At 46.1% G+C, this 18,765-nt stretch carries 21 protein-coding genes and 2 pseudogenes; 10 read left to right on the top strand and 13 right to left on the bottom strand.

Annotation, left to right across the window (positions count from 1 at the left end; translation table 11 throughout):
• Positions 1–12: 12 nt before the first annotated feature.
• From DXE33_RS05530 to DXE33_RS05520, 3 genes are read right to left on the bottom strand one after another with little or no spacing between them, the layout of a single operon-like run.
• Positions 13–963: a TAXI family TRAP transporter solute-binding subunit gene (locus DXE33_RS05530; RefSeq protein ID WP_114639023.1), complete on the bottom strand. Its 951-nt coding sequence runs from the start codon at positions 961–963 to the stop codon at positions 13–15.
• Between the two features lie 30 nt (positions 964–993).
• On the bottom strand, positions 994–1,920 hold the full coding sequence (locus DXE33_RS05525) for a dihydrodipicolinate synthase family protein (protein ID WP_114639022.1): 927 nt from the start codon (positions 1,918–1,920) through the stop codon (positions 994–996).
• Between the two features lie 12 nt (positions 1,921–1,932).
• Positions 1,933–2,862 (bottom strand): 2-hydroxyacid dehydrogenase, encoded by a 930-nt coding sequence (locus DXE33_RS05520; protein WP_114639021.1) that lies wholly within the window; start codon positions 2,860–2,862, stop codon positions 1,933–1,935.
• Between the two features lie 86 nt (positions 2,863–2,948).
• Between DXE33_RS05520 and DXE33_RS05515 the strand changes: the two genes are divergently transcribed.
• Positions 2,949–3,890, top strand: a complete 942-nt coding sequence (locus DXE33_RS05515) for a 3-hydroxyacyl-CoA dehydrogenase family protein (protein ID WP_114639732.1) — start codon at positions 2,949–2,951, stop codon at positions 3,888–3,890.
• On the opposite strand, the gene DXE33_RS05510 is transcribed toward DXE33_RS05515, so the two are convergent.
• Positions 3,883–5,088 (bottom strand): MFS transporter, encoded by a 1,206-nt coding sequence (locus tag DXE33_RS05510; protein ID WP_114639020.1) that lies wholly within the window; start codon positions 5,086–5,088, stop codon positions 3,883–3,885. The two genes, DXE33_RS05515 and DXE33_RS05510, sit on opposite strands and share 8 nt — an antisense overlap.
• 43 nt (positions 5,089–5,131) lie before the next feature.
• Between DXE33_RS05510 and DXE33_RS05505 the strand changes: the two genes are divergently transcribed.
• Positions 5,132–5,812, top strand: a complete 681-nt coding sequence (locus tag DXE33_RS05505; RefSeq protein ID WP_114639019.1) for a cytochrome b/b6 domain-containing protein — start codon at positions 5,132–5,134, stop codon at positions 5,810–5,812.
• A 6-nt stretch (positions 5,813–5,818) separates the two neighbouring features.
• Here DXE33_RS05505 and DXE33_RS05500 read toward each other — a convergent pair whose 3' ends face one another.
• Together DXE33_RS05500 and DXE33_RS05495 are read right to left on the bottom strand one after the other, a co-directional pair.
• Positions 5,819–6,265 carry a c-type cytochrome gene (locus tag DXE33_RS05500; protein ID WP_114639018.1) on the bottom strand — a complete coding sequence of 149 codons (447 nt, stop codon included), beginning with the start codon at positions 6,263–6,265 and terminating at the stop codon, positions 5,819–5,821.
• Between the two features lie 70 nt (positions 6,266–6,335).
• Entirely contained in the window at positions 6,336–6,998 is a 663-nt protein-coding gene (locus tag DXE33_RS05495; RefSeq protein ID WP_114639017.1) for a site-2 protease family protein, read from the bottom strand.
• A gap of 28 nt (positions 6,999–7,026) precedes the next feature.
• Here DXE33_RS05495 and DXE33_RS09620 point away from each other — a divergent pair, with 28 nt between their 5' ends.
• The 3 genes from DXE33_RS09620 to crcB all read left to right on the top strand — a co-directional run bounded on the left by DXE33_RS09620 (position 7,027) and on the right by crcB (position 8,558).
• Entirely contained in the window at positions 7,027–7,194 is a 168-nt protein-coding gene (locus DXE33_RS09620; RefSeq protein WP_162785424.1) for a hypothetical protein, read from the top strand.
• Positions 7,195–7,390: 196 nt separating this feature from the next.
• Positions 7,391–8,170 carry a 4,5-DOPA-extradiol-dioxygenase gene (gene ygiD, locus DXE33_RS05490; protein ID WP_114639016.1) on the top strand — a complete coding sequence of 260 codons (780 nt, stop codon included), beginning with the start codon at positions 7,391–7,393 and terminating at the stop codon, positions 8,168–8,170.
• Between the two features lie 10 nt (positions 8,171–8,180).
• On the top strand, positions 8,181–8,558 hold the full coding sequence (gene crcB, locus DXE33_RS05485) for a fluoride efflux transporter CrcB (protein ID WP_114639015.1): 378 nt from the start codon (positions 8,181–8,183) through the stop codon (positions 8,556–8,558).
• Between the two features lie 42 nt (positions 8,559–8,600).
• Here crcB and DXE33_RS05480 read toward each other — a convergent pair whose 3' ends face one another.
• The 7 genes from DXE33_RS05480 to DXE33_RS05450 all read right to left on the bottom strand — a co-directional run bounded on the left by DXE33_RS05480 (position 8,601) and on the right by DXE33_RS05450 (position 14,945).
• Positions 8,601–9,602 (bottom strand): Bug family tripartite tricarboxylate transporter substrate binding protein, encoded by a 1,002-nt coding sequence (locus tag DXE33_RS05480; RefSeq protein ID WP_114639014.1) that lies wholly within the window; start codon positions 9,600–9,602, stop codon positions 8,601–8,603.
• A gap of 15 nt (positions 9,603–9,617) precedes the next feature.
• The gene (locus DXE33_RS05475; protein ID WP_174222290.1) at positions 9,618–10,127 is read right to left on the bottom strand and encodes a chromate transporter; all 510 of its coding nucleotides are present in this window, start codon (positions 10,125–10,127) and stop codon (positions 9,618–9,620) included.
• Entirely contained in the window at positions 10,124–10,663 is a 540-nt protein-coding gene (locus DXE33_RS05470) for a chromate transporter (RefSeq protein WP_114639012.1), read from the bottom strand. The genes DXE33_RS05475 and DXE33_RS05470 overlap by 4 nt, the downstream gene beginning before the upstream one ends.
• Positions 10,664–10,665: 2 nt before the next feature.
• Positions 10,666–11,643 (bottom strand): D-2-hydroxyacid dehydrogenase family protein, encoded by a 978-nt coding sequence (locus DXE33_RS05465; protein WP_114639011.1) that lies wholly within the window; start codon positions 11,641–11,643, stop codon positions 10,666–10,668.
• A gap of 19 nt (positions 11,644–11,662) precedes the next feature.
• Positions 11,663–13,036: an MmgE/PrpD family protein gene (locus tag DXE33_RS05460; protein WP_114639010.1), complete on the bottom strand. Its 1,374-nt coding sequence runs from the start codon at positions 13,034–13,036 to the stop codon at positions 11,663–11,665.
• A 32-nt stretch (positions 13,037–13,068) separates the two neighbouring features.
• Positions 13,069–14,064, bottom strand: coding sequence for a Bug family tripartite tricarboxylate transporter substrate binding protein (locus DXE33_RS05455; protein WP_114639009.1), 996 nt, complete (start codon positions 14,062–14,064; stop codon positions 13,069–13,071).
• Between the two features lie 98 nt (positions 14,065–14,162).
• On the bottom strand, positions 14,163–14,945 hold the full coding sequence (locus tag DXE33_RS05450; protein ID WP_231970392.1) for a sulfurtransferase: 783 nt from the start codon (positions 14,943–14,945) through the stop codon (positions 14,163–14,165).
• 83 nt (positions 14,946–15,028) lie between these two features.
• Between DXE33_RS05450 and DXE33_RS05445 the strand changes: the two genes are divergently transcribed.
• The 5 genes and pseudogenes from DXE33_RS05445 to DXE33_RS05430 all read left to right on the top strand — a co-directional run bounded on the left by DXE33_RS05445 (position 15,029) and on the right by DXE33_RS05430 (position 18,646).
• A complete protein-coding gene (locus DXE33_RS05445) occupies positions 15,029–16,042 on the top strand; it encodes a Bug family tripartite tricarboxylate transporter substrate binding protein (RefSeq protein ID WP_114639007.1) in 1,014 nt (337 codons plus the stop codon).
• A 9-nt stretch (positions 16,043–16,051) separates the two neighbouring features.
• Positions 16,052–16,603 carry a carboxymuconolactone decarboxylase family protein gene (locus DXE33_RS05440; RefSeq protein WP_114639006.1) on the top strand — a complete coding sequence of 184 codons (552 nt, stop codon included), beginning with the start codon at positions 16,052–16,054 and terminating at the stop codon, positions 16,601–16,603.
• 121 nt (positions 16,604–16,724) lie between these two features.
• Positions 16,725–16,908, top strand: a pseudogene (locus DXE33_RS10690) (pirin family protein); the annotation flags it as partial.
• The gene (locus DXE33_RS05435) at positions 16,888–17,463 is read left to right on the top strand and encodes a pirin family protein (protein WP_408634201.1); all 576 of its coding nucleotides are present in this window, start codon (positions 16,888–16,890) and stop codon (positions 17,461–17,463) included. The pseudogene DXE33_RS10690 and the gene DXE33_RS05435, both read left to right, overlap by 21 nt.
• Positions 17,464–18,646: pseudogene (locus tag DXE33_RS05430) on the top strand (methyltransferase).
• The last annotated feature ends 119 nt before the right edge of the window (positions 18,647–18,765 follow it).

The following is an 18,765-nucleotide window of genomic DNA, read 5'->3' as shown; positions in this document are numbered from 1 at the left end:
CTTTTTTAATCCTTAATTCAATTTGACGTTCTTTTCTTTGTAGTACTTGATGGCGCCAGGGTGGAAGTCAACCGGAGTCGCTTTGACCTTCTGATTTTCTAGACTGACATTCATATATTCCTGGTGAGTACGAACTAGGTCTAATTTGTTATCAAAAATTGCCTTAGTAATTTTATATGCTTGATCATCAGGCATATTGGCATTGACTACCAAGATATTGGCTACAGCCGCTACTTTATTGTCTTTTGCCATGCCACTGTAGGTGGCCTTAGGAATGTTGGCATCAAAGTAAAGGTTGCCATATTTTTTATTCATCGCTGCGACTTCAGCATTGGTGTCAATCATCACGATTTTGGTTCCTGGGGTATTGGCAAGATCGGTTACCGCAGCAGTAGGTAAACCACCAACCCAAAAGAATGCATCGATCTTTCGATCTTTAACGGCATTGACAGATTCCGCTACGCTAAGACGCTCACGCTTGACATCTTTATCTTTATCGATGCCAGCAGCCTCGAGCAGACGAAAGGCCATCACTTCAGTTGCGCTACCAGGAGCGCCAGTGCTGATGCGCTTGCCTTTGAGATCTTTCATTGACTTAATGCCAGTCGAATCAACAGTAACCACATGCATCAAGTTTGGATAAAGTACTACAAGCGTTCTCAAATCGACTTTTTTGCCATTGAATTTGCCTTCGCCGATTTGCGCATCCTTAGCAGCGTCTGCCATAGAGAAGCCAACATACGGCTTACCTGTACCAATCAGATTGAGGTTATCTACTGAGCCGCCAGTCACCTCGGCAGTTGCTGACATGCCGGGCACTTTGCTCGATAAAACTGATGCTAGGCCCCCACCCATCGGGTAGTAGACGCCACCAGTGCCACCAGTTGCGATCGAAATGTTTTGCGCCCCAGCACTTGCTCCCAAAAAGCATAGTGATAGCGCAATGACTTTAAGTAGTTTCATGAAAGTCTCCTAATAATTGTTTTGATCTATTTAAAGACCGGGCATGCTGAAATTAATTTGCTTGAGCTCGCTCAATAGCTTAGCTTGGTCTTCTGGAGTGAGCTGCATGAGAGGTGGGCGAACGCGCAACCACTCTGGGTCTTTGCTGTAATGGGCTACCGCTGTCTTCATACCAGCAATCATTTGATATTTAGCAAAAACGCCTCGCACCCGATCTAATTTGGCTTGACGTTCGTCAGCGTCAGACTCTCTCCAGTGAGCGGCTAAATCTGCAATTGCCTTGGGATTAACGTTTGCAGTTGCTGAGATACAGCCAACGCCGCCAGCGCGTAGGGCGCGCATTAAGAACACTTCGCTACCAGCGTAGACGCGAAACCCAGATGGGGCTAAGAGTTTGATCACGGATTCGGTATAGGACCAGTCGCCAGAGCTATCTTTCATGCCAACGATAGTGTTTGGAAACTCTTTGGTAAGGCGCTCGAGTAAAGACAAGCTAAAACTGAGCTTGGTAACGGGCGGAATGTTGTACAGATACACTTTTAATGCAGAATCGCCCACCTTTTGAATCACTTCTGAGAAGTAGGCAAATAGACCATCATCACTAACGTCCTTGTAATAAAACGGTGGCAACATTAGTACACCAGCACATTTGTGGCTGAGTGCATGGCGAGTCATATTCACTGTTGCGTCGATGGACGAAGCGCCGGTACCGGGCATCATATGTTCTGGATTGAGACCACCTTCAACTAGCGCAGTGAGAGTGCTCATCTTTTGTGGTGCAGACATGGAGTTGGCTTTTGAGTTAGTGCCAAATATGGCTTGACCTACACCGTTGGACTCAAGCCATTTACATTGCTTTAATAATTTTTGAGCATCAGGGTTTCCATCTGCCGTGAAGGGGGTTAATACCGGTGATAGCACTGCTGGCAAAGTAGAGGGATGCAAAGAAATGGTCATGCTGACTCCAATTTAATAATGAACTTCGGAAGGAAGTGGTTGTTGCGCAAAGAAAGCTTCTAAATTATCTACTGCTAAGTTGGTCATGGCTATACGCGTTTCTAAGGTGGCGCTACCAATATGGGGTGTTAGTAAAACATTATCCAATTTAAAGAAGGCTGAATTTGGATTGGGCTCATGATTAAAGACATCTAATGCTGCCCCAGCAATCTTTTTATGTTGCAGCGCATATAAAAGTGCCTCTTCATCAACTACGCTGCCTCTGGCAATGTTAATGAGATAGCCATGGCTACCAAGCGCATCTAGCACTTTGGCATCAATTAAATTATCTGTATCTGATGTAGCTGGGCAGGCAAGAAAGAGTACGTCACTGGCAGCTGCCAGATCGACAATGTCTTTGTAATAGGTGTACGGTACTGCCTTAGGATGAGGGCCTGAATAAGCCAGCTTTACCTTAAAGGGCTCCAGTCGTCTAGCTAGATCTTGACCAATTCGACCCATGCCAGCAATTCCAACACATTTGCCTGCTAAAGTGCTGGTTAACTGAAATGGAACCTGTGACCAGGCAGTGCTTTTGACATATTCTTGAGACTCTGGGATCCGGCGCATCAGGCTGAGCATCATCCCAATTGCGAGTTCGCAAACAGCATCGTTGAGAACCCCTGGGGTGTTGCTTGCTTTGATGCCATTTTCTTTAAGATAGCTTAGCGGCAAATTGTCAAACCCAACTCCACAAGTGGCTACCAGACGGATGCTCGGAATTTGTTTGATTAAGGATTCTAGAAGCTTAGTATTCGAGCGAATGAGTATCGCCTCAAAGTTACCCGCTGGAATTGGCGCACTCAGATCTAAATAGCGAGTTGGCGTCAAGCGACAATCAATTTCAGCCTGCATAATCTCAGGAAAATGGCCGACCTGCAGCACCGAATTGACGGGGATCATGTCTGTCTCTGTTTTTTATTGAAATAATGATTCCATTGTATGAGGATTTTTCAAAAAAAGTCCTAGCCTCATTAGGAGAAAGTCTGATGTTATTTACCCCATCTGAAACAAAGGTGGTAGTAGTGGGTGGTGGAACTATGGGAGCCGATGTTGCTGCGGTTTGTGCCCGCGGCGGCTGCGCAGTTCAAGTGGTAGAACCTACTACCGAGAGGCGCGCTCTGTTGCCAGATTATTTTGTCAACACGATGACTGAGCTTGGGTATGAACATCGCATTCATCTGCTCACGGTGGCAGGATCTCTCGAAGAGGTGGATTGGTCCGATATTGATCTAGTAATTGAATGTGTTCCAGAGCGTCTAGATATAAAGCAGGAGCTATTTGCCAAGTTAGAAAAATATGCAAAGCCTGAAGCGGTATTAGCTAGCAATAGCACTAGCTATCCAATTAGTGAGATTGCCAGTGGTTTGAAAACTGCAGCACGCATGATTGGCTTACATTTTTTTATGCCTGCGCATTTAGTACCTTGTGTCGAAGTAGTTTATGGAGAAAAAACTTCACCGATGGTTGGTGATAGTCTATCTAGATTAATGACGGCTTGTGGTATGGTTCCAGTTACCGTTAAAAAGGATTTGCCAGGATTTTTGGCTAACCGTTTGCAACACGCCTTATCGCGTGAAGCTTTTGCCATGGTAGACGCTGGTATCTGTACTCCGGAAGATATCGACAAAGCGGTTCGTTTTGGATTTGGTTTTAGATACATCGCTGCTGGCCCCGCAATGCAAAGAGATCATGCAGGTCTGGAAGTGCATGCCGCTGGCGGTACTAAAATTTATCCGTCCCTGAATAATTCACCAACGATCGCTAAATGTATCAGCGATCGCGTTGCCAGTGGCAAGTTTGGCATGAAAACTGGAGAAGGGTTTTTTCAATGGACTGCAGATTCGATTAAAGCTGAACGTGAGCGCTATCAAGATGCCTTGCGTGAAGGTTTAAAAATTATTCAAAAAGACTTGCCAGAAATTAAGTAATGTCTTTGATGTGAAATTTGTAAAGGTGTGGCGCAAGTTTGTAGGTAATGAGCACCACACCGATCGTAGCTATGCCGCCAAAAATAATGGAGGGCACTAAACCCATTAGGCTAGCAGCGATACCAGATTCGAGTGCGCCTAATTCGTTCGAAGACCCAATAAAGATTCCATTAATAGCGCTAATGCGCCCGCGCATATGATCTGGAGTTGTCAATTGCACAATACTGCTGCGAACCACGACGGAGACAGAGTCGCAGCAGCCAGAGGCAAACAAGAAGAATGCACATACCCATAGATGCGTAGAGAGTCCAAAGCCGATAATGGAAATTCCAAAACCTGCCACTGCTAGTAATAGATATTTGCCCGAGTCATTGAGGATTGGTCGGGTAGCTAAAAAGATACCGGTGATGACTGAGCCTGCTGCAGGCGCTGCCCGCAAAATTCCTAGAACTTCTGGGCCTGAATGTAAAACCTCGCTCACAAAAGCCGGAAGAATGGATACGGCACCGCCAAATAGAACAGCAAACATATCCAAAGCCATGGTGCTCAGAATTAACTCATGTTTTCTGACGTAATCAAATCCCACCATAAAACTCTTTAAAAAATGCGTGGGTAGATGAGTGGATGCTTCTTGTTTTGCATTGATTAAAGTGACGCCGTATAGACTCATCAAGGCGCAAAATGCTGCTAGCCCATATGTCCAAGGTAGACTAGTAAAGCCAATCATGAGGCCGCCTAATCCTGGGCCTGTTACAACGCAGATTTGAAAAGAAGCGTTTGCATAAGCCATGTATTTGGTAAGCTGATCGCGTGGAATAACCTGTCCAAATAAAGCTTGATACGACGGACGCAGCAAAGCTCTGCCAACACCAATCAATCCAACAGCCGCGTAGATTAATGGCACTGGTGGAGTTAGCCAATCTAGGGCGATTGCAGTGAGGAATAGGGCCACCAAAATATGGATGAGGGCTGCTATTGCAGAAATCTTTTTGCGTGAGTAGTGATCGACCGCATGTCCAGAGTAGAGCGCTAAGACAAAGTAAGGAACTAGTTCAGCTAGACCAATTAATCCTAGCGAAACCACGCTGTGGGTGATTTCATAAAGATGCCAACCCACAGCCACCATCATGATTTGGTAGCTTAGTGTGGCGCCAAGGCGATAAAGTAGTAGGGTTCTAAAAGCTTTGCCAGGATTCATGCTCTATGGAGTGTAAGGGAGAAATTGTTTTATTCTTGTAGACATGAAAAAAATCATTCGTGTTTGGGATTTGCCGATCCGCCTCTTTCATTGGCTTTTAGTGCTTTGTATTATTGGTAGCCTCATTAGCGCCAATCTCGGCGGTAATGCTATTCAATGGCATGCCTATTTTGGTTACTGTATCTTGACCTTATTGATTTTCAGGATTGTTTGGGGGTTTATTGGCTCCACCCATGCGCGCTTTGCTTCATTTTTTCCAAAGCCAGCAATAGTCATTGTGTACCTACGCAAAAGTACGCCACACTATTTGGGTCATAACCCTTTAGGGGCAATCTCTGTGTTTGCCTTGCTACTGGTTTTAAGTGTGCAAGCTTGTACGGGATTATTTGTAGATGATGAGGTAGCGTTCCAAGGCCCACTTGCTAAATACGTTTCAGAATCCACCATTGCTCTCTTGTCTGAAATCCACGAGAGTAATCAAGTTCTCATCTATGCATTGATTGCGATTCATATCAGCGCGATTTGGTATTACAACAAGTTCAAAGGTGAGAATCTGATTAAGCCAATGATTAGTGGCGATAAAGAAATTGACCCAAGCCAGCAAGTTAATGATTTGTCATCAGACTTGGGTCAACCATCTCAGGATGGTGCTTTGCAACGCGGTTTGGCTTTATTAATCTTGAGCGTAATCGCGATGGCGGTAGGTTATTTCATCGCAAAGTAGCGCTGATTATTTTTTCTTGAAATCATCATGACAGTTTTTGCAACTTCCGCCTGCTGCACCAAAAGTTTTTTTAACGCTGTCTAGATCACCAGATTGGGCTGCTTTATTTAAATCGGCAACAGCTAGCTGCATCTTTTCAGAAGCGGCTTTGAATTTGGCGTTATCAGACCATACGTCTGATTGCGCTTTGCCACCCTCAGTACCAGGACCAAATGCTTGCCAAGGTAAGGATGATAGGGTTGCAATGACGGCTGCATTCTTGGCAACATCGTCTTTGTTGTAGGGTGCTTCACCTTTTACTACGGCGCCAATTTTCCCCATCGAGTTAGACATCACTGTAAAAACACTTTGGCGATACTTGATGGCGTCCTCTGGCTTTTGAAATTGCGCAAAAGCAAAAGTGCCAAATGCTAAACAAATTACTACACCAAAAACAATTTTTTGTATTTTCATCATGACTCTCCATTCCTAAGGTGGGACTGCTTATGGCCAGCATATCCGATAATGGAGATTTATGCTGACTTCAGAAGATCATCCGCAAGGGACTGGTCAATAAAAGGATGAGCCATTCAAAAAAGCTGATAAGGGGCGCCATCCATAGGCTGCCAATAATTCCAGTGAAGACTAGACCCAGGACAATAAAAAAGCCCCAAGGCTCTAGTTTTCCTAGAGCAATTGACTGACGGGCCGGCAATAGGCTTGATAGAATTCGACCGCCATCCAATGGGGGGAGTGGAAATAAGTTAAAAACGAGCAAACCGAGGTTCCAAGAGATGCCAGCTTGTGACATGGAAATGAGGAATTTTTCATCAACCCCCAGGCCCACAAGCAGTATCAGAAAAATTAACCAAATGAGCGCTTGGATAAAGTTTGAGCCGGGGCCAGCCAGAGCAACCCAAATAGAGTCAATTCGGGGGTTCCGTAAACGACCAAAATTGACTGGTACAGGCTTGGCGTACCCCACCAAAAAAGGAGAGCCCGTCAGAATCAAGACTAAGGGGATCAAGATGGTTCCAACAGGGTCTATGTGTTTGGCGGGGTTGAGGCTTACCCGACCGAGCATATAGGCGGTGTTATCCCCAAACCTTCGGGCTGCATAACCATGGGCTGCCTCATGAATAGTGATGGCAAAAATCAGTGGAATCGCATTAATAGCGACAGCTTGGATAGAATAGTCAGTAATCATGGCAATATGATATCCATAGGAGCTCAAAGTGACAGACGAAAAGAAACCCGAATCCAAGATCCCAGCTAAACCGGTAATCGCTAAGCCACCAGCACGTCCTATACCCCCAAAAGGCCCATCTGGACCAGCTGGCAGGCCTCAGGCTGGCTTTGGCGGTGGAAAAGGCATGATGCGCAAGGCCGGCCGCGGTCGATAGTGGATAATTACATCCATCATTAATGTGTTTATAGAGGATTGAGCATGAACGAATGGCATAACGAATCTAAAGTAAAGGCGAAGTGAACAAAAAGATCATTACTTTGATCGTCATGTTGGCTGCCGCTACTAGTTTGGCGATTTTGTTTGCATTGGTAGCTGCCCACACTGGTTACGTATTCGGTTAATCGGTATTCATGACTAGCCATCGCCAACCTGCAGTATTTGCTGGCCATGGTAGTCCAATGTATGCCATTGAGCCCAACCGCTATACGGCGGCTTGGACTGCTCTCGGTAAATCGCTAAAGCGCCCAGACGCAATCTTAGTCATTTCAGCGCATTGGGTAACCCGAGGCACTTGGGTTACTGCAATGAGCCAGCCAAAAACAATTCATGATTTTGGCGGCTTCCCTCAAACTCTCTTTGAAATTCAATACCCAGCTCCTGGTAGCCCCGCTTTAGCTGATCGCATCCAGGAGTTATTGAGCGTTCCAGTAGTGCTCGAAGAAAACGAGTGGGGTATCGATCATGGTGCCTGGTCAGTATTGAAGTACATGTATCCCAATGCAGATGTGCCGGTAGTCCAGTTAAGTCTTGATGGGTCTATGTCCGCTAGGCAGCATTACGATTTAGCCAAGCAATTACGCCCTTTGCGCGACGAAAATATTTTGATTGTCGCTAGTGGCAATGTTGTTCATAACTTGCGTACTATTCATTGGCAAGATGACGCTCAGCCTTATCCTTGGGCCAAAGACTTTAATGAATTTTTTATCTCCCAGATGGCTGCAAATCACCATGATCTTTTAATTGATTGGGAGCGTTATGGTGAAGCCACTCACCTCTCAATTCCAACTGCAGAGCATTATTGGCCTGCTTTGTATACCTTGGGCTTGCAAGAGGAGGGAGAGAGGGCTGCAGTATTTGTTGATGGCATCGAGATGAGCTCAATTAGCATGCTTGGCTTTACCGTCCAATAAGGAACAGATCATGTGGCTATCTATTTTGGCAATTTTCTGTGGCGCGGGTTTTGGTGCGCTACTCAGGGCAGCCTTTAACTTTTTAACTGTTAGCTCTGCTTCAATCATTCCGTTGGGTACACTGATTTCCAATATGGTGGGTGGTTACTTGATTGGCATTGCGATTGCCTTTTTTGGTAACAATCCCAACCTTTCGCCTGAATGGAAACTCCTGGTAGTGACTGGTTTTCTTGGGGGCTTAACCACTTTCTCTAGTTTTTCTGCTGAGGTTGTGACCTTTATGCAGCGCGGAGAATTTACCTGGGCGCTGGGCACTGCACTGCTACACCTAGTGGGCTCTCTAGTATTAACTTTCTTAGGTATTCTGACGTATCAAACCTTAAAATAAAAAAGGGAGCCATGTGCTCCCTTTTTTAAATAATCAAACGGTTTACTCTGGTTTGATATTAGCGGTTTTGACTACTGAGCTCCATTTGCTCGATTCGGATTTAATCAGCGCTGCAAAATCAGCCGGACTTCCGCCACCAATTTCATTGCCTTGCGAGAGCATGAGTTCACGTAGTTGTGGGTCTTTGAGAGCCTCATTGGCTGCAGCATTAAGCTTATCGATGATGGCTTTAGGCGTTCCCTTGGGAGCAATCAGGCCTTGCCAATTCAGTACCTCAACCTTTGGGTAGCCGGCTTCTGCAAAGGTGGGAACATTTGGAAGTAGTGGCGAGCGTTTTTTGCTGGTGATAGCAATTGGGCGCAACTTGTCTGCTTTAATGCTGGGCATGGCTGAGTACATTTGATCAAACATCATTGTGACATTGCCTGCCATGAGGTTGCCTGCCATGAGGTCGGTTAAACCGGCGGAGCCGCTTTTGTATGGCACATGAATCATATTGATGCCAGCACTTTGTTTAAATAGCTCAGCTGAGAGTTGGTGGCTTCCGCCAATACCGCCAGATGAAAAAGTGAGAGCGCCAGGTTTGGCTTTGGCTGCGGTGACAATGTCTTGTACGGTCTTGTAAGGGGAGCTTGGATTGACAACTAGTACCAATGGCCCTTTTTCGATTAAGACAATTGGTGTGACATCTGTCTCTGGGTCGTAACGTAAATTTCCAAACAAAGTTTTATTGACGGCCATGGGGGCAAAGTTACCCATACCAATGGTGTAGCCATCTGGTGCTGCACGAGAAATAAATTCTGTGCCGATATTGCCGCCAGCACCAGGCTTGTTATCAACAATGATCGGTTGCTTAAGGATCACACTCATTTTTTGAGCAATTTGACGGCTGCGAGAATCTGCGCCACCACCAGCACCATAAGGCACGATGAAGTTAATTGGTTTGGTCGGGAAGTTAGCCTGCGCAAGGGCAAGTGATGAGGCTAGCAAAGAAAAACTGGCTAATGATAGGGAGATGAATTTATTCAATGCAATCTTTGCCATGTTATTGATTCTTTCTTAAATAAAGCCCAGGATTCCTAGAAGCGCACCAAGCGCAATGAGATACAAAGGATGCCAACGTGTGAAAAAGGTAATAGTTATAGTGCCAATCGTCAATAGATAGGCGGCTAAGCTTTGATTAATTTGCCAAGCTGCGGACAGAACCAATCCCACCGCTAGCGCAGCTGCAGCAAACTGAATTGCTTGTTGCCGATCCTTATCTTGCATGCTCAGAATCGATTTTTGCAAAAAATAAATCATGATGGAAGAAGGCCATGAGATAGCTAGCGTGGCAATTGCAGCCCCCAGAACGCCCCCAACATTCCAGCCAATTAAGGTGACTGTCATCAGGTTAGGTCCTGGTGCGGCTTGGGCAATTGCAAAGTAGTCTGAGAAAGTCTGAGCATTAATCCAATGCTCTTGATTCACCGATAAGTCATAAAGCACAGGAAGGAGTGCATTAATTCCGCCAAATGCAACTAAAGAAAAAGCAGAAAACTTGATAAATAAGCTGATCAGGGCGCTCATGATCTTTTCGCCTTTTTCCAGGCTAGAACGATAGCCAGGGGTGAAGCTATTAATACAACCCAGCCTAATCCTAAGTGAAAGCAGGTTGCTAATACGATCACCAAAACAATCACAGCGAGCATTGGCGGATATTTCAGTTCGGTGCGCATCATCTTAAAACCCGTGCTAGCAATCAAGCCAACGCCAACCGCAGAAACGCCTCTGAGCATACCCTGAACAATTGGCATATAGCTATAGTGCTCATAGAGCACTGCTAACAACAATAAAAGTGCAACAGGGCCAAGCATTAAACCTAGTACTGCGGCAATGGCCCCCGGTATACCAGCGAAACGACTGCCGACACAGACTCCTAGGTTAACGATGTTGGGTCCAGGAACAATTTGGCAGATGCCGAGCATCGCACTAAATTCTTCTGCGGTCAGCCATTTTTCTTGTTCAACAATGGTGCGGCGCGCCCAAGGCAGCACGCCACCAAAGCCAGACATACCTATCTTGCTAAAACCAATAAAGAGTTCTTTTGGCGTGAGCTTTTTCAAAATTATTGAAGCTTAAAGGGGTGAGGGGCCGGCTTATTGTCGAGCCAAGCCTCTAGTGTCTCGGTAATCCCTTTTGCGAAGGTTTCAAATATGGGTTCGGCAATAAAACCTAAGTGAGGAGTTACTAAAAGATTGGGTGTGTTGCGCAAAGGATCTTTTTTAGGAAGCGGCTCGATATCAAATACATCCACAGCAGCTTGGCCTGGTCGACCGGCTGCCAAAGCATTTTGTAGATCCCCCATATGAATAAGCGCTGCACGTGAGGTATTTACCAAAATGGAATCTGGGCGCATTAAAGCCAATTGATCTTTGCTAATTAAGCCTTTAGTGCCCGGCCCAGCTACGAGATGCATCGATACAATCTTAGAAGTTGATAGCAGTTCATCTAAGCTGACGGCTTTTGCATTTTCAGCAGCAGCCCGCTCTGGTGTCATGCGTGGACTCCAAGCAACTACCTCCATGCCAAATGCAGCACCTACACGCGCAACCCGACTACCAATAGCGCCAAGACCCATGATGCCAAGACGCTCACCAGAGAGCATTGGTAAAACAGATAAATGATCGCGCCAGCCACCTGATGCTATCAGCTTGTTTTCCTCTATTAGGCGCTTTGATGCACCTAGAATAAGAGCCCAGGTGAGTTCCGCAGTGGTTTCTTTAGAGGGGCCTCCTGGTGAGCAGGCAATTGGAATGTTGCGTGCTACAAGAGCTGCAGTATCCAAGGTGCCATTCCGTTCGCCGGTGAACATCAGAAATTTAAGCCTTGGTAGACGTGCAATCATTGCCTCATTAAATGGAGAGCGATCACGCACGATTGCAATAGCATCGGCATCTTTAACTGCTTCATAAAGGGCTTCATCTCGTAAAGGCTCGTGATGAATAACCAGATTGGCTTGCTTTTCTAATTTCTCCCAATTGGAGAAACGACGAAGGGCGCGCTCATAGTCCCCTAGAACAACGATGTTTGGTAAAGATGGCATTGGAATACTTCCCTTTAATTTAGTCAGGTGTGCAAAGACTGAGAATTTGCTTGAGATCAGAAGCTTGCCCTAATTTCCAGAGTGCAGAAATGAGTTGGCGAGTCTTCTCTTTGCCAATGACTGGCTCTGCCAAACTGGTGAACTTTTGCTCAAGGTTGGCATCGCTCATTGGATTTTCAACAGAACCAATCGCATTTTTAACGAAGATATGGACTTCTTTGCCATCCTTCAGGAAGGCTTTGACATCAACAGAAGCTTCACTAATAGAAGTATCAGTCGTTGCATTGACTTTGGCTCGCAGAGCCACAACATCAGGGCGATTAACAATGTCATCGGCGTATTCGCCTTCGCCAGCTTGTCCGAAGATGAGGCCAACAGCGCAACCGTGGTACACACTAAATTTACCCTCTAGACCATCCTTGGGAGTTTTCTTGCCAGTCAACTCAAGCACGAGTGGGTGAACGCGTAATTCAATGCGCTCGACGTCTTCTGCTTTCACTCCTTGAGCGCGTAGTTGTGCGCAGGCATCAATAGCAGGGTGAATCACAATACCGCAGGCAAATGGCTTGTAGGTATTTAAAGAAATTTCAAATGACTTACCAAGGGCGCGATCAATTTCCGCCCAATCACACTTGGTAGAAACAGTTTGCATGTAGCCGCGTCCAGCTTCGAGTGCTTTGGGGCTAGCAGTAAAGCCGTGCTTTGCCAACAATGCAGAGAGTTGGCCGGCCCGTGCCGCACCACCTGGATGGAATGGTTTAGTCATGGTGCCAAACTGCTCACGCATACCCACAGGTTGTGAAGCCGCGATACCCAAAGCCATCGTTGTTTTCTGAAGATCAAGACCCATCATTCGTGAGCAAGCTGCTGCCGAACCAAGCATGCCAGTTGAGCCAGTGATATGCCAACCGCGGTGATAGTGATCAGGGTACATTGCATTACCAACACGGCAAGCTACATCGATACCTAAAATTAGTGAGTCAATAATTTGACGACCATTGGCATTGATGTGCTCGCCAAGTGCCAGAATTGCTGAGGCTACTGGTCCTGCTGGGTGGATCACGGTTTTTAGGTGGGTGTCATCAAAGTCAAAAGTGTGTGAGCTAATGCCGTTAATTAGAGCAGCGCCACTCATATCGACTTTATCTTTACGACCCAAGATGCTGGCTTGAGCAGCTGGCTGAAATTCTCGAATAGCGGCCAATGAGGATTCAACGCTCTCATGATTAGCAGCGCCAATAGCGCAGCCGAGCCAATTTAAAAAAGTACGATGAGCTTCGTGATCTACTTCAGGGGTCCAGCCTTGGCTTGGATGGGATGTAACAAACTCCGCCAAAATTTTAGTGACTGGCGGTGCGTTTAAATCAGCTGCTGCGGCAATAGCGTGAGACATATTTTTCCTAATATTTAATGATTGAGTAATGTTTATTCCAGTTCAATATGGCGATCTTTGGCAACTTTGGCCCAACGTGCAATATCTTCTTTGATGTAATTGCCAAACTGCGGTGGTGTCATAGGCATCAGAGTCATTGCCTCGCTTGACATCTTTTCTGAGAAGTCTGGTAGCGCCAACACTTTATTGAGTTCAGCATTAAGTTTGGTAACAATCGTAGGAGGTAGGTTGGCTGGGCCTACTACGCCGTACCACTGTTGACCATCAAAGCCGTTAAAGCCAAGTTCTTTGAAGGTCGGAATATTGGGTGCCGCAGGGTTACGTTTCGCACCTGTAACTGCAAGGCCACGTACGCGATTGGTATTCAGATAAGGGAGTGCAGCAAACAAAGTGGGGAGCATGGCTTGAGTTTGACCGGCCAGTAAGTCTGTGTAAGCAGGGCCAATGCCGCGATAAGGCACATGCACCATGAATATTCCAGCCGCTAGTTTTAGTTGCTCCATACCAAGATGGGTGAAGGTACCAGGACCAGCAGAGCCATAGCTTAATTTCGCTGGATTCTTTTTGGCGTAATCCACAAACTCCTTGAAGTTTTTAATCGGTAAATCTGGATTGATGATTAATACGTTTGGAGTTGCGCCGATCATACCAATTGGAGTGAAGTCTTTGATCGCGTCATATGGCAGGCGGCGAATTGCAGGATTGGTGCCGTGTGTACCAACATACGCAATCATGAGCGTGTAGCCATCTGCTGGTGCTTTAGCGGTCGCTTGTGAAGCAATGGCTCCACTACCACCCATGTTTTCCACAATGACGGGTTGGCCGATAGAGCGAGAAAGTTTCTCCGCTACAGCGCGGGCAATATTATCTAAACCTCCCCCAGCAGCAACAGGGGCGATAAGTTTAATAGGTTTGACTGGGTATGTAGCAGTTTGTGCTTGAATGCTCAAACTCGTTACCAAGCCTGCTAGGGCGAATAAAAAGGATAAAATAATCGGCTTTTTTTGCCGATTATTGGTTTTAGACATGTGGTTTTAGACATGTCTTCAGGTCCAGTTTATTTTTGTTAATGTAAACAGCCTGACAATTTTACTATTTGTAGCAAGTAAAGGTGGTGGTGGGTTTCTTAGACCGCCTTGAGTTTTTTGCGGATTGAGCGCTCTATAGGGATTGAGTCCAAATTGGGTTCAAGGGCTTCGCGCTCGTCAAATACAAAGCAGCTTCCTTGGTAGTGCGCAGAGCCTACCTCTTCAAAGTACTTCAGAATGCCGCCTTCAAGCTGGTAGCTGTGTTCCATGCCAATTTCACGCATATAAAGACCAGACTTTTCACAACGGATGCCGCCGGTACAAAAACTGACTAGAGTTTTGTCGGCCAACTCTTCTTTGTGGGCAGAAATTGCAGCTGGAAATTCCGTAAATTTCTCGATATTGAAATGTAAGGCATTTTCAAAGGTGCCGTAATCCACTTCAAAAGCATTCCGAGTATCAACCATGACTACTGGACGACCCAGGTCATCTGTGCCGCGATCAAGCCATTCTCGTAATTTTTTAGGAGAAATAAAATTGGCGCGACCCTTTTTTGGCTGAATCGTTGGATGATTCATGCGAATAATTTCATTCTTTAGCTTGATCAGCATCTTTTTGAAGGGCTGATCATCGGACCAACTCTCCTTAGCCTCTAGAGGCGCAAAACGGGGGTCGGTGCGTAACCAATCTAAAAATCCTCGCAATGCATCTGGTTTGCCTGCAAGGAACATATTGATGCCTTCACCTGTGAGCAAAATGGTGCCTTTGAGCTCTCTCGTATTGCATTGCTCGAGTATTTTGGCGCGCAACTCTGGCAAGCCGTCTAGACTTACAAATAAATAGGCTGCGATATTCAAAATAGACTTCATGGTTTCTCTCATTAGGCAAGCCCCCATATTATCGAGCAAACAGCCTCTGGGGGTGGTAATCTAAAGGCCTAACTAAAAGTAAAAGGAGACAATCCATGCAGGATTTATCAAAAATGGCCGCTAGAGCCTGTTTTAAAACACTCTTGACTGTATTGGTGGCGGCGGGAATCAGCAACCTAGCTTTAGCTCAAACAGCCGCCTCTGGGGCTTGGCCTACGCAAAAACCGATTCGTTTGATCGCCGTCTTCCCTCCAGGGGGCTCCGTTGATCAGGTTGCCCGTATTTTAGCGCCTGCCTTGCAGGGCGAACTTAAGCAAAACGTCATCGTAGAAAACGTTGGTGGAGCATCTGGAGTGATTGGCACTTCTGCAATGACGCGTTCTGATCCTGATGGCTACACATTTGCAGTCGTTTTTGATACTCATGGAGTCAATCCAAGCCTCAAAGACAAGCTTCCTTATGACACCATTAAAGACATCTCACCGGTCATCTTGGTGGGGACTTCACCAATGGTGTTGGTGGCCAGTAAAAAATCCGGTATTACTAGCTTCAAACAATTGGTCGAGCTGTCTAAAACTGGTAAGCAATTTAGCTACGGATCGATTGGTATTGGCAGCTTAGGTCATTTGGCGATGGCTCGCTTGGCTAAGCAAGCTGGCTTTGACTGGAATCACATTCCTTATCGTGGTGGGGGGCCTTTGATGCAGGATGTTTTGGGTGGCCAGGTTGAGTTAGCAGTAGGTTCTGAATTTTTGGTCAAGCCTCATATTGAAAGTGGTGGTGTTGTGCCTTTGGTTATTACTACAGCCAAGAGATCTCCAGCATTGCCGAATGTTCCAACGATTGCTGAAAGCGGTTTCCCTGGGTTTAGTGCGCCTGCATGGTGGGCTGTTCTCGCTCCAGGGAAAACACCCCCCGTTATAGTGGATTCAATGAATAAGGTTCTGAATAAAGTTCTCAAATCGCCTGCAGTTGCCGCCAAATTCAAAGCGCAAGGCATCGAAATCGTCGGCGGATCTCCAGAGACTTTGCGTGATTTCATCGGTAAGCAAATTGCGATCTGGGGCAAGTTTGTGATTGAAAACAATATTAAAGAAACTGGCCAATAGAAAGTCCATATGTTTGAACGTTTAATTCCTTATCAGCCCATGGATTTAGCGGAGCCAGCTGAGTTGGTTGCTGCGATTCGTAAAAGACGCGGTGGCCAATTCATCAATTTGGATCGCATGCTTTTGCATAGCGTGCCGATTGCTGAAGGCTGGAATCATTTCATTGGTGAGATTCGCAACAATCTTTCGCTGAATCCGAAGTTGCGTGAGTTGGCAATGTGCGGCGTAGCAGTTTTGAATGGTGCCGAGTATGAATTTTTTCACCATGCGCCACCCTTTAAAAAAGCAGGTGGCACTGAAGAGCAGGTTCAAGCAATTCGATTAATTGGTCAAGCAAGCTTTCCGCGTAATCTTTTCTCAGCAGTGGAAAACGATGCTGCCGATCTTACCTTTCAGATGACTCGTAACATCAAGGTTGATCCAGAGTTAATGAAGCGTTTGCAAAAGGCTTTGGGTAGCACCGATACGGTTGAATTAGTCACCGTGATTGCAGCATACAATATGGTGTCACGCTTTTTGATTGCCTTGGACGTCAACCCAGAAGACTATCCGCCAGCTTAAGAGTAAGATGATTCGCAATATTTAGACCATTATTCCGGGGATAGCTACATCTGATGGTGCTGGTGTGAAATTGCGTCGCAGTTTAGGTGGTCAGCAGCAATTACGGCTTGATCCTTTTTTGATGCTCGATGAGTTTTCATCGAACGATCCGAATGATTACGTAGCTGGGTTTCCGGCTCATCCGCATCGGGGCTTTGAGACGGTTACTTACATGCTTGAAGGCTATATTGCATGAGGATCACTTGGGTAATCAAGGGCACTTGAAGACGGGTGGAGTGCAATGGATGACGGCAGGGCGCGGCATCATTCACTCAGAAATGCCGCAACAAGTCAGTGGCGCCATGCGCGGCTTTCAGCTTTGGATCAATCTGCCAGCTAAAGAAAAAATGAAGCCAGCCGGATATCAAGATATCCAAGTCGAAGATATTCCAAAGCAAGCCTTGACTAATGGTGGCTCCGTCAAAATTATTGCGGGCACCTATGCGGCAGATGGCAAGACGGTTACTGGTCCGATCCAAGGAATCACTACAGCCCCATTATTTTTTGACGTGCAATTACCGCCCAATGGCGAGTTTGAACAAGCGATTTCCGAAGAACTCAATGCTTTTATCTATATTTATGAGGGTGGCCTTGAGATTGGCGATCCCTTGAAGTCGGCTCCGAAGCAGGCTGCAATTGTTCTGGGCGAAGGCGATCTGCTCAAAGCCAAAGCAAGCTTAGCTGGCGCGCAATTTATCGTGCTAGCTGCTTTACCTTTGCATGAGCCTATTGTGCAGTACGGCCCCTTTGTCATGAATACTCGCGCAGAAATTGAGCAGGCCATTGATGATTATCAAAATAATCGTTTTGTGATTTCCTAGGTGACCACAATACAAACGCTTCAATGGCATGAAGGCGAACAACTGTGCTCTGCTCGATGGCATTCAGAAAACGGTATCGCTCCTCACCAAAAAATCCAGGTCGTTGACGACACTCTGACAGCAGATGTAGCTTATCGTCTTGCATGCGAAGGCAATGCCCTGCTTTATCGTGGCGACTTTCAGAATGCGAGACAGCTTTTGCAGGCCATGGTCCGTAGGATTGACAAACCCTCTAAAAAATCAACGCGGGCATATAGATTTACCAAAGAAAAATCAAAGAGCCCTCTCGATATTTTTAATATGCATCGTCTGAGTCAGTCACAGCGGGCCCGCATTTTGGGAATGCTACTGATTCAAATTAATGCTGATCACACGATCTCTTTAAGGCGCGCACCTGATGTAGCACGGGCCTGCTTCGAGGCTTATGGGAAACAAGAGAGCTCTTATGTCATCTCTCTGCGAGAGTTGCTAGGTGTGATTAGCGCCCATGAATGGCGCAAGAAGGGTGTTCCCATTCTGGCTAGAGATGATGAAGAGATTCGTATTCATCCGCACTATGGAGTGTTTTCACCGATACGAGGCGAATATATTGAACTTGTTCTTAAGGCGCCACTACCAACTGCGCTCCAAAAAAACTCTATCGCCTTTGATATCGGCGTAGGCACAGGCGTATTGTCGGTGGTTCTGGCAATGCGAGAGGTGAAGAAGATCATTGCTACCGATTTAAATGAGCGTGCTATCACTTGTGCGCAAGCAAATGTTGCTCGCTTTCATCTTGAAAATCACATCACAATTTTGAAGGCCGATCTATTTCCTGAAGGTAAAGCATCTCTAGTTGTTTGTAATCCACCTTGGTTGCCAGCGCGCCCAAGCTCTGCACTTGAGCATGCCATCTATGATCAGGATAGTCAGATGCTCAAAGGATTCTTGAATGGCCTTAACAACCATCTTTTAGAGGGTGGTGAGGGTTGGCTCATCCTCTCGGATTTAGCAGAGCATTTAGGTTTGCGCGCGCGATGAGTTGCTCAATTGGATTGAAGTCGCTGACTTAAGGGTTCTTGGTCGTATTGATACCAAACCAACCCATCACAAAGTATTTGATGAATCAGACGCTCTGCATTCAGCAAGATCTGCTGAGGTGACTTCTCTCTGGCGCCTAGGATTAAAAACCGAGCTTGGATAAGCAAACCCCTCTAAAACATCAGAGGAGTTTGCTTTAATTGGTGGAGAGGGCGGAATTCGAACCCGCAGATATTCTTGATTTTGTTGGGCTCTACAACTAAGCAGCCAAAATATTGTCTT

Origin of the sequence: Polynucleobacter necessarius (assembly GCF_900096765.1) — a bacterium.
In the GTDB taxonomy this organism is placed as follows: domain Bacteria; phylum Pseudomonadota; class Gammaproteobacteria; order Burkholderiales; family Burkholderiaceae; genus Polynucleobacter; species Polynucleobacter necessarius_F.
This window is presented reverse-complemented; position numbering and strand designations above follow the sequence as displayed.

Coding starts and splice junctions, on each gene's coding strand:
- DXE33_RS05435 (WP_408634201.1), top strand. CDS start 16,888: ATGACGGCAGGGCGCGGCATCATTCACTCAGAAATGCCGCAACAAGTC.
- DXE33_RS05475 (WP_174222290.1), bottom strand. CDS start 10,127: ATGAGCGCCCTGATCAGCTTATTTATCAAGTTTTCTGCTTTTTCTTTA.
- DXE33_RS05515 (WP_114639732.1), top strand. CDS start 2,949: ATGTTATTTACCCCATCTGAAACAAAGGTGGTAGTAGTGGGTGGTGGA.
- DXE33_RS05440 (WP_114639006.1), top strand. CDS start 16,052: ATGTTTGAACGTTTAATTCCTTATCAGCCCATGGATTTAGCGGAGCCA.
- DXE33_RS05520 (WP_114639021.1), bottom strand. CDS start 2,862: ATGATCCCCGTCAATTCGGTGCTGCAGGTCGGCCATTTTCCTGAGATT.
- DXE33_RS05460 (WP_114639010.1), bottom strand. CDS start 13,036: ATGTCTCACGCTATTGCCGCAGCAGCTGATTTAAACGCACCGCCAGTC.
- DXE33_RS05510 (WP_114639020.1), bottom strand. CDS start 5,088: ATGAATCCTGGCAAAGCTTTTAGAACCCTACTACTTTATCGCCTTGGC.
- crcB (WP_114639015.1), top strand. CDS start 8,181: ATGTGGCTATCTATTTTGGCAATTTTCTGTGGCGCGGGTTTTGGTGCG.
- DXE33_RS05530 (WP_114639023.1), bottom strand. CDS start 963: ATGAAACTACTTAAAGTCATTGCGCTATCACTATGCTTTTTGGGAGCA.
- DXE33_RS05445 (WP_114639007.1), top strand. CDS start 15,029: ATGCAGGATTTATCAAAAATGGCCGCTAGAGCCTGTTTTAAAACACTC.
- ygiD (WP_114639016.1), top strand. CDS start 7,391: ATGACTAGCCATCGCCAACCTGCAGTATTTGCTGGCCATGGTAGTCCA.
- DXE33_RS05500 (WP_114639018.1), bottom strand. CDS start 6,265: ATGAAAATACAAAAAATTGTTTTTGGTGTAGTAATTTGTTTAGCATTT.
- DXE33_RS05480 (WP_114639014.1), bottom strand. CDS start 9,602: ATGGCAAAGATTGCATTGAATAAATTCATCTCCCTATCATTAGCCAGT.
- DXE33_RS05465 (WP_114639011.1), bottom strand. CDS start 11,643: ATGCCATCTTTACCAAACATCGTTGTTCTAGGGGACTATGAGCGCGCC.
- DXE33_RS05525 (WP_114639022.1), bottom strand. CDS start 1,920: ATGACCATTTCTTTGCATCCCTCTACTTTGCCAGCAGTGCTATCACCG.
- DXE33_RS05455 (WP_114639009.1), bottom strand. CDS start 14,064: ATGTCTAAAACCAATAATCGGCAAAAAAAGCCGATTATTTTATCCTTT.
- DXE33_RS05450 (WP_231970392.1), bottom strand. CDS start 14,945: ATGAGAGAAACCATGAAGTCTATTTTGAATATCGCAGCCTATTTATTT.
- DXE33_RS05495 (WP_114639017.1), bottom strand. CDS start 6,998: ATGATTACTGACTATTCTATCCAAGCTGTCGCTATTAATGCGATTCCA.
- DXE33_RS05505 (WP_114639019.1), top strand. CDS start 5,132: ATGAAAAAAATCATTCGTGTTTGGGATTTGCCGATCCGCCTCTTTCAT.